Source organism: Chitinibacter sp. ZOR0017 (genome assembly GCF_000799095.1).
Taxonomy (GTDB): domain Bacteria; phylum Pseudomonadota; class Gammaproteobacteria; order Burkholderiales; family Chitinibacteraceae; genus Chitinibacter; species Chitinibacter tainanensis.
On the sequence record NZ_JTLG01000023.1, the window covers coordinates 94,970 to 111,481 of the forward strand.

The window sequence follows — 16,512 nt, forward strand, 5'->3', positions numbered from 1 at the left end:
GGCTGATTACGCAAGTGAGCTACCGCAAAGCACCTAATGAGGCAGCTCCAGCACCTCGAAGGAAGAAGATACCGGAATACAAAACCAAGGCAGATTCAACTTCAACCTGATTCGAATTACATATTGTCATTTTTTTCATAAATACATTTTTTCGCATTTAGCAAAAAACCCTTCACTTCTTGGTATTTCGGATTAATTACAGCGCAATCATTTTTTTTACAGTCTAAATACCCGTTCTCATCAACCCCGTACTTAATCACATGCAATAGTTGGGCATCGGCTTTTAAATAAAGCCAGGGTAAAAAAACACTTGATTTTGATTGCCTTGTTTCGCCCGTTGAATATTGTGCAACAACATTGGCGCTATGCCACTCCCGACTCCCTGCATATTGCCACCGTACGAGATTAGTATCTCTCATGGCTGGCACTGAAAAAAACCATGGTTGATCTCCGCACAAGAAACCATATTGCGATCCATACCCCTCTCTAACTGCGATTTCCAGACCATTGATTTGTAGCCGCGTTATTGTTCGACCTGTGCGATTAACCAGATGTAAGTCAACGAACGCCTCATCTTTTAGCTGGCCAATTCGGCTAAATACAAATGCACTCTCCACACTTTCAGGATAAACAAATACCTCCAACCGAAAATCATCCGTGGTCAATACATTGGGATACTGTGCAAGAAACTGCTTGATTTTCGTATAATCAGGTTGAGGGATAGTTATCTTTCTAGGTTTAATTGTGGGGTCCTTGTCTTGCAGCTCCACTTGAAGCTGAGGCTTTAACTTATACCCAATGAATGACTGCTCAAATACCTTGGTAATGGCTTCTGCATGCAGGCGTTTGCGTTCATTGGCAAGGATGGTGCCAAATATTCCGTCTGCATCCTTCAGAGTTCTAGTGGTAAGGTTAAAGAGCGCAATGTCCTGAGGCCAACCTTTGATTTTTGGGATGCATCCAATGAAGTCCTGCTTGAACTGTGCAAACGATGGCAGTTCTTGGCCAAACACCTCATTTGGAGTAGTCAAATATTCTTTTTCTTTTTCATCAAACATCACCTTTCGACGAACAGCCATCGTTTTATCTGGCCCAAGCAATACTTCGATTCCTTGCGACCTTCTAAATTTACCATTCGGCACCTTAGGTTCTGCAGGCAGTGTATTGCTGGCTAATGAATACCATTTTTCATCACCGTCCACCTGCCATTCAAGTAAAAGATTCTGACCTATTATTGTCGGAATGTAGTGCGCCTCTACGCTGTCGCAACGCCGAGAACGAAGGATATCTTGATAGGGCAAACTCCATCCATTTACCTTTATCCGCATGAGATCTTTGCCAGTAAAATTGCTTAATTTCACTAGAGTAGCGTGAATTTCCTGTGTTTCATCAAGATGACTAACAAATGGCGCTGTTTCAATGTGGTCTTTATAAACGTAGACCAATGTATTTACCTGCCGTGGCCACAACCAGGCATTTGGAGGGTTTGCTTTTTCGCCACCACCATCAATACGAACCAAAGGCTCGATTGCAGTGTAATCTGTTTGAGGAATGAACAAACTTTTGGTTAACCCCACCCCTGAATATCCGTACGCATCAGCAATTAATTTATTATTTTCCGTTAGTTTGTATCCATCGTAATCAATTTCAAACAACTCCGATTCGGCGGCCGCCATCTTATTCATGCTTTTCAGTTGAAAGCTCCAACGCGCATCAATTTGATCCTCAGGGAGCCCATCTTTTGAAAGGGCGACAAATTGAACACCACCTGGCTTGATTGCCTGAGCCTCTTTTATTTCCCTTGCAGCGCCTCCCCCCCTTACTCCCTGCTGAAAAACAAAAAAAAGGATCACAACACACCCAACTACAATGGCAGGCTCGCAAATTTTTGAAAAGTACTGGGAATAATTCTCAGGCTCGACTACCTTTGTTGCTGCTGCGCCAACAACAATAAAAATCAATATTGGTAGCAATATAAGCAGAACAAATAAAATTCCCGGATAAAAATTCGAGCCTCCTTCAGAAGCGCTCTGAACAGAATATAAAATAAGAAGAACCAGCCCAGTACCACCCACCCAAGCGAAAACATCTTTCTTACCAATATCAAACTCTGATTTTTTTTCTTCTTTAATTGGATCATTATTGTTTACAGACATTTACCAACCCTTTACTTGAGTCGCCTAACGCTTTCTAGACATTCAAACTTCGATCAAGGCCGTGGCATGGATGTCAAAGCCCATATACGAATAACTGCAGCCCATAAGGCCCTGACTATTACTATTTTTTGCTGGCGAACCATAGTATCTTACTTTACTATTAGAACGGTCAAAATCCATCAAGACGGCCAAATCTGGCTACGCCCTTTTTGTTTTGTACAAATTTCTTATGGACAAATGAGTGAATTTTCGTAGCTGGATTCCCCCAGGCCTTATTGCAAATTTCGAACCTTACGCAACCACCTAATGATCAGCTTAAAATCTCAATTTTCCTCAAGACACTACCTTTATTTCAAACCACACAAAAAAATAGAAAAAATCAAATACACTACTAGCAGCCAACAATCACTAAATCTAGAGTTTGAAAGTAAGATCCGCATTCAGTCGAGCTCTGGCACAATTCATTCACCAACGTAAAAATTCATCAACTAAGCCACTTTCTCTAATCAGTACTTTTTGATCGGGCGCAAGAGAGCACTTATAGGCGATTTCTTCGCGAATTTTAACGTCGCATTCGAAATCTGAAATCGAAGAATGCTCAACGTACTGGTAGACGATTTTCAAACCTCGTGCAATGCCCTCCATTGGTATTTTCGTGACTAACTGGATTATTTTAACTATCCAATCTCAGCCGATTACTCGCCAAGTAAACCCTAGCGCAACACACTTCATCACTTCGCACAATCAACGAAATAGAAAATAATAAATCACATACAGCCAGCTCAAAAAGCCATGCACGATGGCCCAGAGGATGGAATGGTTGGCGCTCCAAGAGAGCGCAACGGCGATCACGGTGCCCAGGCTAAAGCCCCCAAACAGACGCATGTTGTGGTCCTTTTCAAATTCGGTAGTTGATAGCCCAAACATTGCCATAAAAAAAGCCACCTTGCGGTGGCTTTTTTGGGCTTAGCAAAAAACGCTTAGGCGCGTTTTTTGAATTCCAGTGTGCGGGTGTCGATCTCGATTTTGTCGCCGATTTCGATAAAGGCTGCTACTGGCAGTTCCAGATCAGAGCCTTTCAGTTTGGCTGGCTTCATTACTTTGCCTGAAGTGTCGCCACGTACGGCTGGCTCGGTGTATTCCACTTCGCGCACAACAACGGTTGGCAGCTCTACAGAGATGGCTTTGCCTTCGTAGAAAGTCACTTCACATTTGTCTTCCATGCCGTCAACGATCAGGCCGAGGGTGTCGCCGAGGTTTTCAGCTTCAACTTCGTACTGGTTGAATTCTTCGTCCATGAAGACGTACATTGGATCAGCAAAGTAGCTGTAAGTACAAGCCAGACGGTCCAGAACAACCACGTCCAGTTTGTCATCTGATTTGTAAACCACTTCTGAGCCTTGGCCTGACAACAGACCTTTAGACTTCATTTTCACCACCGAAGCATTGCGGCCTGATTTTGAAAATTCGGTTTTTTGCACAACCCAAGGTTGGCCGTCGACCATGATCACGTTACCAGCGCGTACTTCGTGTGCGGTTTTGATTGCCATTGCGATTACCTGCGTTTGATTGAACGATTTCGCGAAAAAATCGATGTTGAAAATTGAAAAATCCCGCTATTTTACCTTGGATTCAACGAATCTGACCAGATTCGTCGCAAGATCACCCAGTTGGCGCAAACTTTGCTGCCATTGGCGTGCATGTTCGGCCAAAGTCGGGTATTGCGCACGATAGGCGCCCCAGGCAGTGGCCAGATCGCCATCGGTATTCCAGCCGTCCATCATTCCTTGCACCGCAGCGCGCGCGGCGGGCGGTAGCTGGGCCAGATACAGCGCCAGAAACGCGGCCAGTTTTTCCAGGTGCGCGCCTTCGTCTTGCGGATAGATATGCCAGATCAGCGGCTTGGCAGCCCATTGCGCGCGCACGAACGAATCTTCGCCACGCACAAAATTGACATCGCAGCTCCACAATAGCCGGTCGTAATCATCTTGGCTGAGCATGGGTAGCGGGCAGAGCCACAGCTGGCCTTGCCGATATACCCCATCTGGGTGTTGCTCTAAACCCAAACCCTGATAATCTATTGCCGCCGATACCCTCCCTTCAGGCACCAACAACACCGTAGCCTGTGGGGCAGTAATTAGGCTGGCTAACCAAGGATTGAGTGCAGCTGGCTCGTAGGCAAACAGCGACACCAGCAGCGCATCATCCGGTAGCGCCTGCGCGCCCACATACGGCGCCAGCCAGCGGCGCGCGGCGGTGTCGTTCCATGCCGCCTGTGCGCTCCGCTGCTGCGCTTCGCTGGGCAAGCCGCCGGTTTGGGCGGTAAAGCCGGGAAAAAAGAAATATTTCGCCATGCCCTGCTGCGGGGAAGGCAGGCAGTGACAACCGGCCACCCAGTCCTCGGCGCTAAGGTATTCCAGATTCAGCCACACCGGCGGCGTGGGCCGCGCGCGCATGGCGGCCAGATAGGCGGCTGGCAGCTCGCAGGCAAAAGCTTCGATCACCACGGCAGCAGCGGAGCCGGCCTGCGAGGGGCTGAGCTCGGCTGGCCAATGGCGTACCTGCACGCCTTCAAGCATTTGTGTGTCCAGCTGGGGGGCGATTTCTGGGCGGATGCGGGCAAAGCTGGCCAGATCATCCACCCAGAGTGTGACATTCAGGCCAAATTCAGCCGACAGCTGCCGCGCTAGCCGCCAACACACGCCAATATCGCCGTAGTTATCCACCACCCGACAGAAAATCGCCCAATCCTTCACCGCTTTCACATCCGCCAACCAAAGCGCGAGTGTAGCTTATTGCCAGCGTTTGAGCTTGGCGCTGGCGCTGTAGCGATATTGATCGGGGCGATGAATCGCCGGCGGATACAGGCGCTGAATCTTGTTCACATATTGGCGGGTTTCCGGATACGGCGGTACGCCGCGATAGCGATCCACCGTGCCCTCGCCTGCGTTATATGCGGCCGATACCAGATCAATCCGCCCTTGATAGCGGTCGAGCAACACGCGCAAATAGCGTATGCCACCTTTGACGTTCTGGCTGACATTAAATACATCTTGCACCTGAAAACGTTCAGCGGTATCGGGGATGAGCTGCATCACGCCCATCGCCTGCTTGGGCGAAATGGCATCGGGGCGCAGCTGTGATTCCACCAAGGCAATGCTGAGCGCAAAATCGGGGTCGACCCCATACCAGCGGGCAAGCTGGCTAATGATGCGGGCGGTTTTCTTTTGCGTCTGGCTCAGCGCCACCTGACTGGCCGGCACCGGCGCCACGGGCGCTTTGGCCGGCGCGACATCGGCTAAAACGCAGGGAGGTAATTGTTCGCCGCGAAATGCCACGGTTTCGAGCATATCTTGCGCTTGCTGATGCCCCTGCGCCGCCGCCACGGCAAACAGGCTGGCTGCCGCAGTGCGATCAGCCGGCACCCCAAGGCCAAAGGCATACAGCATGCCGAGCCGGTATTGCGCCTCCAGCTCGCCCTGCCGGGCGGCGCGACAATATTGCAACGCCGCCTGCCACGGATCAGCCGCTTCTTGCTGCGTGAGCGTGGGCAAGGGGCTGGCGGCTGGGGTGGCTTGGGCGCTGGCGCTATGACTGCGTCCGGCTGGCGCAGCGAGCGTCACGCCGCTCAGACCTGCGAGCAGCACCAGCGTGGTTAGCCCGACCCTAGCAGATCGCCCACTCGCCCAGCACTTGCTTCTCTCACGCATCGCCCGCCCCTTATTCCACCCGCATACAGGTTGCGGAGTGTAGCGTAAGCCGGCGCTGCGCTTGTAAGAAAAGTGCGTTAAAGGTCGTTTTTGACGCCTAGTCGGCCACCACCAGCGACTGATCGGCGCTCGCAGGCTCAGCCAATACCACCGGGGCCGCAAAGGTGCCCAGATTAATTTGCTCGCGCCCGATCGGGAAATAGCTCAGCCCCTCGGCGCGCAGGCGTTTAGGCTCGTAGAGATTGCGGCCATCGAAAATAATCGGCGTGCGCAGCGCGGCCTTAATCGCCGGAAAATCAGGGCTGCGAAAGGCTTTCCACTCGGTCACGATAATCAGTGCATCCGCCTGTGGCAGCGCATCGAGCGGCAAATCGCTAAAGCGGATGCCGGCGCAACCGGCTAAAAGTTCGCGGGCTTTATCATTGGCAACCGGATCATGCGCGCACAGCGTGGCGCCACGCGCCAGCAAGGCTTCGATCAGCACCATGCTCGGGGCTTCGCGCAAATCATCGGTTTCGGGCTTAAAGGCCAGCCCCCACAGTGCAAAATGCCGGCCGCGCAGATCAGGGCCAAAATGGGCCAGGATTTTCTCCAGCAGCACTGTTTTTTGCCGGGCATTGGTTTCATCCACAGCCGCAAGAATATTCAGCGTGCGCCCATGCTGGCTGGCAGTGCGCTGCAGCGCTTGCACATCTTTCGGGAAACACGAGCCGCCATAGCCCACGCCCGGATACAAAAAGTGGTAGCCAATGCGCGGATCAGAACCGATGCCTTTACGCACCCATTCGATGTCGGCGCCTAGCACTTCAGCCAGATTGGCCAGCTCGTTCATAAAGGAAATGCGCGTGGCCAGCATGGCATTGGCGGCGTATTTGGTGAGCTCGGCCGAGCGGATATCCATCGCCAAAATCCGGTCGTGATTGCGCACCAGCGGCGCGTAAATCGACTGCATCAGGTCTTTGGCGGTTTCGTCATCGGTGCCGATCACGATCCGGTCGGGGCGCATAAAGTCGTCAATCGCGGCGCCCTCTTTCAAAAATTCGGGGTTGGATACCACGCTAAAACTGCTGCGCTTGCCGCGTAAATCCAGCTGCAGCTGAATCGCCTCGCGCACCAGATCAGCGGTGCCCACCGGCACGGTGGATTTATTCACGATGACTTTGTATTCATTCATGTGCTGGCCAATATTGCTGGCGGCAGCCAATACATATTGCAGATCGGCCGAGCCGTCTTCATCCGGTGGCGTGCCAACGGCGATAAATTGAATGGTGCCATGCGCTACCGATTCGGCGATATCACTGGTAAAGCGCAAACGGTTGGCCGCAACATTGCGGCTGATCAGCGCATCCAGCCCCGGCTCATAAATCGGCACCCCGCCCGCCTGCAGCTGGGCGACCTTGGCCTCATCCAGATCCAAACACACCACCTCGTTACCGTATTCGGCCAAACAGGCCCCGGTAACCAGCCCCACATAGCCCGATCCAATGACAGTAATCCGCATCGCACTCGCTCCACAGTGAATTGGGCATAGTTGTACGGCATCGCAGTGACAGTTCGACGACACAAAAAAGAACAAAAAATGACATTTTCTTGGCAAATCAACGACATTGCGCCGTTAAACTGCGCTACCGCCTTCCCCCAACTGCGGTTTGATGACGAATCGACTAATCTGAAAACCCCTACTGCGCCCCGAGCGCCGGAGTTCACAGGCATGCCGCACGAGGATGTAAACGCGCAATTACAAGCGTTTACCGATCAGATTCAGCATGGGCATAGTCATACCGCCCTGCCACTACTACTGATGTATCTGCGTGAACACCCCGCAGATCAAGGCGTGTGCGCACATACCCACTATTTGATCGCCTGGGCCAGCTGGGGAGTGAATGATTTTGCCACGGCGCAGCGGCATATCCGCCAGGCGCTACGCTGGATGGATCAGCACGCCACCCTGTATCTGCGCGCTTTGCTCATGCAGGCGCAAATCCAGCTGGCGCTGGATCGCTTTTTGCCGGCGCTCGACACTCAACTTGAAGTGTTGCAACTGACCGACGGCGAGCAAGACCCGGACATCGTGGCGCAGGCCTATTTGGGCGTGGGCAATTATTTTCAGGTGCAGGGTAAACATGATCAGGCGCTAACCTGTTACGAGCATGCCTATGATTTTGCGCTGCGCAGTGCAGAATTCGAGATCGAGCTTAAAGCCGCGAATTACCTGCTTTCGCTGTATTGCAACGAGTGTTACACCGCGGAAGCCGAGAAAATCCTGCAAGATTGCTGGGCCAAGCTCTATCACCGCCAAGAAGTCGATCCGGCGCAAAAAGCCAGCTTGCATCACTATCAGGGCGTGGTGCTCTTGCAGCAGCAGCGCTTTAATGCCGCGCTGGAACAGCTGAATATTTCACTGCAAATCAATCAGCAATTTAATTTCTTGTGGGGGCAAACGCAGAATCGTATCCAGCTTGCCCAGCTGCATGCCAGCCAGCAGCGCTATAACACCGCCATCGGTCAGCTGGAAACGGCAGTGTTTACCGCGTCGCTGTTTGATCAGGGTTTACTGCAGCAAAAAATCTGCGGCCATATCCGCGATATTCATGTTGAAGCCGAAAATTATGCTGCAGCGCTCGCCGCCCAAGAGGCCTACCACCACTTTGCGCTGCGCAATGAACAGCTGTTTGTGCTGAAAAATCAGGAAAAACATCAGCGCCAATTGCGCACGCTGGAGCACCAGCTAGCCCAGATCAAACAGCGCCAGCTGGTGCGAGGGCTAGAGCAGAAAATCCAGCGCCTAGAAGCCACGCTGCAAGCCAAGGCCACGCTCGACCCGGTCACACAGGCCTATTTACCAGCGCAGCTGGCGCAGGTGTATCCGGCGCAGCGCTTGCCGGCCTGTTTGCTGCGCATAAATGCACTAGGGCAGCTGAACGAGCAACTGGGCCCCTTGCGTACCGATTTATTACTGCAAAAGCTGCATCATTTACTCACGCACGAAGTGCTGGCGGCCACGCAAAAAATCTACCGATTGCCAGGCTTTGGCTTTTTGCTGCACCCGGTGGGCGAAGGCGATTGGCAGCAAGAGCTGCCCGAGAGCCTGCAGCAGGCCTTAAGCCCCTACCCGCTGAGCCTAACGTTACAAACGGTGCTCTTTGATACCACCCACTATACCGTCGAGCCGCTCAGCACTCTGTGGGAATGGCCAGCCAGCGGAGGCGAAGATGGCACCTTGGCCTGAATACAAAGCGCTGTTGCAGCAAGCCATCCACCAGCCGTATAGCCTGCTGCCCGAGCTACCCGCGCGGCGCAAAGCCGCCAGCAGCATCAGCGAGCGGCAAGTATTGATGCTGCTACATGGCATTGCCTTGGCCAATACCTGGCAATACGCCGCCGCCGAACCCCTGCTTACCCGCGCCACCCTGTATGGTCGCCGCCAGAAACAGTATTTTGCGCTTGATTACGGGCTAGATGCCTTGGCCAGCCTGTATCTGGTGCAGGGCAATGTCGATAAAGCCATGCAGACCTGGATGGCCTGTTTCGAGCTGGGGCTCAAAACCCGTGATCGCAATGCCATCATGCTGGCCCACTTAGGTGTGGGCAAAACCTATTTTGGCCTGCACGACTTTCACAATGCCAAAAACCACCATCTGGCCACCGTGGATATTGTCTGCAGCCTGCCCAACCATCAATCCAGCTGCGAAGCCTATGTGTGTCTGGCGGTCGATCTGATCAAGCTGTGCGAATTTGGCAAAGCCGCCGCCACGCTGGAAGTCGCCCGCCAATACCTGCCATGGGCGCGTCACCCCAAGCGCAGCACCTGTGAAATCGAGCTGTACTTTGGCATGACACTGGCCGGTAGCGAGCTTTATCCGGCCGCGCAATTACACTTCGAGCGGGCCATTGAGCTGGCGACGGAAGCGGATTTTAGCTGGGGGCTGGCCTTGGCCGAGCTGGAAAGCGGCAAGGTCTGGCACCAAGCCGGCGATGATGAGCGTGCGCTCACGCATCTGATCCGCAGCGAGGCATTGGCGAGCGCCTTGCAATCGAGCCTATTTTTACGCCAATGCCATGAGCTGCAATATCAAATCCATAAAGACCGGGGCAACTATCTGGCGGCGCTAACGCATATGCAAACTTATACCCAGCTCAGCCTGCAAGCGCAGCGCGAAAGCGGCAAAATGGCGCCATCATCGCGGGTATTGAAAAAGCTCCGGCAATACGAAGCGCAACTGGAACTCGCTACCTCACAAGAAGAAAACGTCGAGCTCACCAGCCGCCTGCGCAAACACCAGGATTTAATCGCCCAGCTAACCCAGAAGGCCGAAACCGACGCCCTTACCGGTGTGTTTAACCGCCGCGCGCTCGATCAGCGCATTGTGCGCGAATTTGAGCTGGCCGATTTGCAGCAGCAAGATTTCAGCCTGCTGATGATCGATCTTGATCACTTCAAAGCGGTGAATGACCAGTTTTCGCACCAGATGGGCGATAAAGTGCTGCAAGCGGCGGCCCAGCTCATTGTGCGCGCCTGCCGGCAAGGAGAATTTGTAGCGCGCTATGGGGGCGAAGAGTTTTGCGTGCTGCTACCCGGTGCACCACTCGCCGCGGCCAGCAATGTGGCGGAACGAATCCGGCTGCAACTGGCCCAATTTGCCTGGGCACAGCTCGGCGATGGCCCGGCCCGTATGAGCTGTAGTATCGGCGCCGCCTGCCGCCAAGCCGGCGAAGACAGCGCGAGCTTACTCAAGCGCGCCGATCTACATCTCTATCAGGCCAAAGCCGCGGGGCGCGACCGCGTATTTGCTGCCTAGCCGGCTAGTTCACACCGAATATGCCAATTAGTTACAGATAAATTCATAAACTTTGGGTACATTCCGCACATTAACGACAAGGAGCTGCAAGATGAAACAGAAAATCCTGACCGCCGTAATCGCCGCTAGCGTCGCCCTCAGTGGTTGCGCCAACCTGACGCCTGAACAGCAAGGGGCGATGATCGGTGCCCTCGGCGGTGCAGCCGCCGGCGCGGTGATTAGTAAAGCTTCTAAAGGCAGCCACACTGGCCGCGATGCAGCCATTGGCGCAGCGATTGGTGCGATTGGTGGTTATGCTTGGTCTGCGCACATGGAAAAACAGCGCAAAGAAATGGAAGAAGCGACCAAAAACACCGGTATTGAAGTCACCAAAACCCCAAATAACGAGCTGAAGCTGGATGTGCCTAGCGACTTCTCGTTTGATACCGGCAAATACTCGATCAAACCGAACATGCGCCCGATTCTGGATAAACTCGGCCAAACGCTGAACCAGAATGCCGTGACGCAAGTCCGCATTGTGGGCCACACCGACAATACCGGTAGCGATGCCATCAATAATCCGCTGTCGGTCAACCGGGCCGGCGCGGTGCAGGAATATCTGCTGCAGCGTGGCGTAGCCGGTGGCCGCATGCGCATTGAAGGCCGTGGTTCTTACGAGCCAGTGGCGGATAACAGTACCGTGGCCGGTCGCGCCCAAAACCGCCGCGTGGAAATCTTCGTGGCTGAGCCTGCACAAGCTCAGCAATAAATTGGCCCTGCGCCGAGCTAGCCAGCCTACGGGCTGGCTTTTTTTCGTTCTGCAAAAGCCCCCTCCCCCCTTACGCCAGCCGCGGCCAGCAGCGCACAGTTCGATGGGCTCTTGATTTTCAAAAAACCGGCAATCATCTAGGGATTAACAACCCTAATCCAAGGAGGGCCTTCGGGCCTGCAGGTGACATCATGCGAATCGACAAACTCACAACCAAATTTCAGCAGGCGCTGGCCGATGCGCAAAGCATGGCCAATGCCAATGACAACCCATTTATCGAGCCACAGCATTTGCTGCTGGCCTTACTGAATGATGCCGACTCGGGGGCCGCCGCCCTGCTGGCCCGCGCGGGGGTGAATGTACAACCTTTGCGCACGGCCCTGGATGCCGCAGTGAAACGGCTACCTAAAGTACAAGGGCAAGAGGAGCTAGCCGTGGGCAAAGAGCTAGGCCGGCTACTCAATGCCACCGATAAAGCCGCGCTACAACGGGGCGATCAGTTTATTTCCAGCGATCTCTTTTTATTGGCACTGGCGGACGATAAAAGCGAAACCGGGCGGCTACTCAAAGAACAGGGTGGCAGCAAGGAAGCCATTCTGGCGGCGGTAGAGGCCGTGCGGGGTGGCGAAAGTGTCAACAGCGCCGACGCCGAACAACAGCGCGAAGCCCTGAGCAAATATTGCCTAGATCTCACCGAGCGCGCCCGCGCCGGCAAGCTGGATCCGGTCATCGGCCGTGATGATGAAATTCGCCGTGCAATTCAGGTTTTGCAGCGCCGCAGCAAAAACAACCCCGTACTGATCGGTGAGCCCGGCGTGGGTAAAACCGCCATTGTCGAAGGGCTGGCGCAGCGGATCGTGAATGGCGAAGTGCCTGATTCACTGAAACACAAGCGGGTATTGGCACTGGACCTAGCGGCGCTGCTGGCTGGCGCCAAATACCGGGGTGAATTTGAAGAGCGCTTGAAAGCCGTCCTGAATGAATTGGCCAAAGATGAAGGCAATAACATCATCTTTATCGATGAGCTACACACCATGGTGGGCGCTGGCAAAGCCGAGGGCGCGATGGATGCCGGCAATATGCTCAAACCAGCCCTGGCGCGCGGTGAGCTGCATTGTATCGGCGCCACTACCCTGGATGAATACCGCAAATACGTCGAAAAAGACGCCGCGCTGGAGCGCCGCTTCCAGAAAGTTCTGGTGGGTGAGCCTAGCGTGGAAGACACCATCGCCATTTTGCGCGGCTTGCAGGAAAAATACGAAATCCACCACGGTGTGGATATCACCGACCCGGCGATTGTGGCGGCGGCAGAGCTTAGCCACCGCTACATTACCGATCGCTTCCTACCGGATAAGGCCATTGATCTGATCGACGAAGCCGCGGCGAAGATCAAAATGGAAATCGACAGCAAGCCCGAGGTGATGGACAAACTCGATCGCCGGCTTATCCAGCTGAAAATCGAACGCGAAGCTGTGAAACGCGAAAAAGACGAAGCCAGCCAAAAACGCCTGGCGCTGATCGAAGACGAAATCAGCAAGCTGGAGGTGGAGTATTCCGATCTGGAAGAAATCTGGAAAGCCGAAAAAGCCAGCGTGCTGGGCAGTCAGGCCATCCGCGAAGAAATCGAGCGTCTGAAAAACCAGATGGACAGCCTGAAACGCGCTGGCGAATGGCAGCGCGTGTCCGAGCTGCAATACGGCCAGCTGCCGCAGCTGGAAGCCAAGCTCAAAGCCGCCGAAGCCTCGGAAACCAGCGGCAGCAGCAATAAGCTCTTGCGCACCCAGGTGGGCGCCGAAGAAATCGCCGAAGTGGTCAGCCGCGCCACCGGCATTCCGGTCAGCAAAATGCTGCAAGGCGAACGTGAAAAACTGCTGCAAATGGAAGACGTCCTGCATCAGCGCGTGGTCGGCCAAGATGAAGCCGTGCGACTAGTGGCCGATGCCATTCGCCGCTCGCGCGCGGGGCTGGGTGACCCGAACCGGCCCTATGGCTCTTTCCTGTTCCTTGGCCCGACCGGGGTGGGTAAAACCGAGCTGTGCAAAACGCTGGCCGAATTTTTGTTTGATTCGGAAGAACACCTGATTCGCGTGGATATGAGCGAATTTATGGAAAAACACTCGGTGGCCCGCCTAATCGGGGCGCCTCCGGGCTACGTGGGCTATGAAGAAGGCGGCTATTTAACCGAGCTGGTGCGCCGCAAACCATATAGCGTGATCTTGCTCGATGAAGTCGAAAAAGCGCATCCGGATGTATTTAATATCCTGTTGCAAGTACTGGATGACGGCCGCCTCACCGATGGCCAAGGCCGCACGGTCGATTTTAGAAACACCGTGGTCGTGATGACTTCCAACCTCGGCAGCGAGCATATTCAGCGCCTGGCCGATTCGGATTATCAGGTGATCAAGCTGGCGGTTATGGCTGAGGTAAAAACCCATTTCCGGCCCGAGTTTGTCAACCGGATTGATGAGGTGGTGGTGTTCCATGGCTTGCAGCAAGCGCATATTCGCCATATTGCGCAGATTCAGCTGCAAAAACTGCTTGGCAGGCTGGCGCAGCTGGAAATCGGCCTGGAGGTTGCCGACAGTGCGCTGGACTTGATCGCCGAGGCAGGGTTTGACCCGGTGTACGGCGCGCGACCACTGAAACGGGCGATTCAAAGCGAGCTGGAAAACGTACTGGCGAAACGGATTCTGGCCGGCGAATTTGGCCCGAAAGACACGATTGCCGTTAGCGCACGCGATGGTGTAATGCAACTGAGCAAGGCCTAAGCGCACAACATCGTTCAATCTGATTGCATTGAACTAGCCCCCGCTTGCGGGGGCTCAGATTGATGACAAACCCCACTCGCAAAGCGAGGCTCCCCTCAAGGAGGGGACGGGAGGGGTGGGAATAAAACATCAAGGCTGCAGATTCAAGCCCTTATTTCCTAGGCTCGGCTTTGCCGAGACTTGAAAATCGTGGCTTCCACTTTGTCAGCAGCCTGGTCCCCCGCTTGCGGGGGCTTTTTCACGTCTACCCTGCTCGAGAAAGACAAAAATCGCCAGCGCAACCGGCGTGCAGTTTCAAGGCTTAACGAATTCAGCCAGGCCACCAGCAGTAGCGCAGCGCCTACTGTTTCGGCTACCCAGCCAAGGCCAACCCGCAAGATACCTATGGCCAGTATTGCCTTGCAAGCCAATCAATTAAAAGATTTCATGGCAATACCCAATAAAAAAGCCGCCCAGCGGGCGGCTTTTTTGGGCTAACTGTGCTTAGTCGCGGCTGCTGCCGGTGAAGGCCATCAGCAGATTCAGCAAGCTCACGAACACATTGTAAATGTTTAGATACAGGCTCAGTGTGGCGGTGATGTAGTTGGTTTCACCACCGTTCACAATGCGGCTTACGTCATACAGGATGAAGGCCGAGAACAGCAGCACAGCCACCGCAGAGATCGTCAGCGACAGGGCAGGAATCGCGAAGAACACATTGGCAATCGCCGCCAGCATCAGCACTACCGCGCCCACCAGCAGGAATTTACCCATGAAAGAGAAATCCTTTTTGGTCACGGTCGCAATTGATGCCAAGGTGAAGAAGATCGCGCCAGTACCGACAGCGGCCAGGCCAATCATCTCAGCGCCATTGCTAAATTTCAGCGCCACTTGCAGGATCTGGCTCAGCCACAGACCCATAAAGCCAGTCCAGGCCAGCAAAATGCCGACACCAGCAGCGGAATGTTTGGTTTTTTCAATCGCGTAGAACGCACCGAAGCTCACACCCAAAAACAGCAGCAGGCCAAACATCGGGCTCATCGCGAATTTGATCGAGATCCCGAAGATCGCGCCCGCGGCGGTCGGCAGCATCGACAGCGCCAACAGGAAATACGTATTGCGCAAGACTTGATTGCGCTCGGCAACACTGGTCGTGCTACCGTAAGTGGCCGGATTGTAGTGCATGATAACTCTCCATAAATTATTCGCGGTTTGCCGCGTTGCAGCTAAGATGCGGCAAAGGCGAAAAAGTTTCAAGCCATGCAAGTATTTTCTGCCCACAATGCGGCAAACTGCGCCGCAGTCGTGGCATCCGGCTCGCTAAAGGGCGCGGCCACCTGCCAGCGCGGGGCCTCGCCCCGGGCATACAGGGTGCTATAAATCCCTGCCTGAAAATCCCCATAGCGCAGCGCCGCCGCCGCGAGCGAGGTTTCCAGCGCCACGGTTTGCGTCAAAGTTTGCTGCGCGGCGCGTTGCTGCAAAGTCCAGCTCAGCCACACCGAGGTGGGCGAAGCTTGCGCCAGCCGCTGCGCCGCATGCCGGCACCAGGGGCTATCGCTGGCCGCCCACGTGGCAATGGCAGCCAGCACGACGCTAAGATCATCGGCCGCCGTAGCGCTATGTAGCGCTGCCCAAGTGACGGCATCCAAGGCCTGCGCGCCTTCTGCCTGCGGCCAGTGCTGCAAAAAATCACTCAGTAGCGCATGATTTTCCGCCGCCGCCGCTTGCCACGGCAGCGTTGCAAGCGCGGTGAGCACGGCATGACGATCTGCCGCCGGCAACAGATATTGCGCGGCCCCGACTACCAGCGCATCAGCAGCCTGAATCGGAACGCCTGTCAGCCCCAAGACGCGGCCCAAGCTTGGCCCGTCGCCCAGTCGGGGCAGCCACCAGCTGGCCGAGACATCCGGAAACAGGCCAATCCCGGTTTCCGGCATAGCTAGGCGCGTACCCGGCGTGACCACGCGGTGGCTAGCCGCAGCAAACACGCCCCAGCCCCCGCCCATGATAATGCCGTGCCCCCAGGCCAACACCGGCTTGGGGTAATGCCGCAAGCGGTGGCACAGCAAATATTCTTCACGGAAAAAATCATCACCTGCCGCCAGCTGGCCTGGCTCGGTCATGGCCTGATACAGGGCTTTAAGATCGCCACCGGCGCAAAAGCCGCGTTCACCCGCGCCAATGATGACAATCGCCGCGATGTCGTCAGCATCTTGCCAAGCACTAAGTGCCGCCGCCATTTGCCGCACCATGGCCAGATTCTGGGCGTTGATCCGCTCGGGTGCGCTCAGCGCCAAACACCCCAGCGCCATGCCATTGGCCCCCTGCAATACCGAAACATGTACCGTCATG

General features: G+C 54.7%; 12 protein-coding genes. 4 read left to right on the forward strand and 8 right to left on the reverse strand.

The annotated features are described in order from the left end of the window. Positions 1-116: 116 nt before the first annotated feature. The 6 genes from L991_RS09335 to L991_RS09360 all read right to left on the reverse strand — a co-directional run bounded on the left by L991_RS09335 (position 117) and on the right by L991_RS09360 (position 7,367). Entirely contained in the window at positions 117-2,156 is a 2,040-nt protein-coding gene (locus L991_RS09335) for a hypothetical protein (RefSeq protein ID WP_047394503.1), read from the reverse strand. 744 nt (positions 2,157-2,900) lie between these two features. Then, positions 2,901-3,041 (reverse strand): hypothetical protein, encoded by a 141-nt coding sequence (locus L991_RS17490; protein ID WP_169721043.1) that lies wholly within the window; start codon positions 3,039-3,041, stop codon positions 2,901-2,903. Between the two features lie 95 nt (positions 3,042-3,136). Beyond that, complete coding sequence (locus tag L991_RS09345; protein WP_028448548.1) at positions 3,137-3,700, reverse strand: elongation factor P; 564 nt, start codon at positions 3,698-3,700, stop codon at positions 3,137-3,139. A gap of 72 nt (positions 3,701-3,772) precedes the next feature. Beyond that, the gene (earP, locus tag L991_RS09350) at positions 3,773-4,921 is read right to left on the reverse strand and encodes an elongation factor P maturation arginine rhamnosyltransferase EarP (protein ID WP_047394691.1); all 1,149 of its coding nucleotides are present in this window, start codon (positions 4,919-4,921) and stop codon (positions 3,773-3,775) included. A gap of 27 nt (positions 4,922-4,948) precedes the next feature. Continuing rightward, positions 4,949-5,866: a lytic transglycosylase domain-containing protein gene (locus L991_RS09355; RefSeq protein WP_081986610.1), complete on the reverse strand. Its 918-nt coding sequence runs from the start codon at positions 5,864-5,866 to the stop codon at positions 4,949-4,951. A 97-nt stretch (positions 5,867-5,963) separates the two neighbouring features. Continuing rightward, positions 5,964-7,367 (reverse strand): UDP-glucose/GDP-mannose dehydrogenase family protein, encoded by a 1,404-nt coding sequence (locus L991_RS09360; protein ID WP_081986611.1) that lies wholly within the window; start codon positions 7,365-7,367, stop codon positions 5,964-5,966. Positions 7,368-7,445: 78 nt separating this feature from the next. On the opposite strand from L991_RS09360, the gene L991_RS09365 reads away from it, so the two are divergent. The 4 genes from L991_RS09365 to clpB all read left to right on the forward strand — a co-directional run bounded on the left by L991_RS09365 (position 7,446) and on the right by clpB (position 14,181). Beyond that, the gene (locus L991_RS09365; protein ID WP_156129036.1) at positions 7,446-9,095 is read left to right on the forward strand and encodes a hypothetical protein; all 1,650 of its coding nucleotides are present in this window, start codon (positions 7,446-7,448) and stop codon (positions 9,093-9,095) included. Further along, positions 9,079-10,665, forward strand: coding sequence for a diguanylate cyclase (locus L991_RS16530; protein WP_052190776.1), 1,587 nt, complete (start codon positions 9,079-9,081; stop codon positions 10,663-10,665). The genes L991_RS09365 and L991_RS16530 overlap by 17 nt, the downstream gene beginning before the upstream one ends. Before the next feature lie 91 nt (positions 10,666-10,756). After that, positions 10,757-11,413, forward strand: a complete 657-nt coding sequence (locus tag L991_RS09375) for an OmpA family protein (RefSeq protein WP_028448543.1) — start codon at positions 10,757-10,759, stop codon at positions 11,411-11,413. 191 nt (positions 11,414-11,604) lie between these two features. Continuing rightward, positions 11,605-14,181, forward strand: a complete 2,577-nt coding sequence (gene clpB, locus L991_RS09380) for an ATP-dependent chaperone ClpB (protein ID WP_047394513.1) — start codon at positions 11,605-11,607, stop codon at positions 14,179-14,181. 483 nt (positions 14,182-14,664) lie between these two features. On the opposite strand, the gene L991_RS09385 is transcribed toward clpB, so the two are convergent. Next, positions 14,665-15,345: a Bax inhibitor-1/YccA family protein gene (locus L991_RS09385; protein WP_047394515.1), complete on the reverse strand. Its 681-nt coding sequence runs from the start codon at positions 15,343-15,345 to the stop codon at positions 14,665-14,667. 68 nt (positions 15,346-15,413) lie between these two features. Beyond that, positions 15,414-16,511, reverse strand: a complete 1,098-nt coding sequence (locus L991_RS09390; protein ID WP_052190777.1) for an enoyl-CoA hydratase/isomerase family protein — start codon at positions 16,509-16,511, stop codon at positions 15,414-15,416. Position 16,512 lies beyond the last annotated feature (1 nt).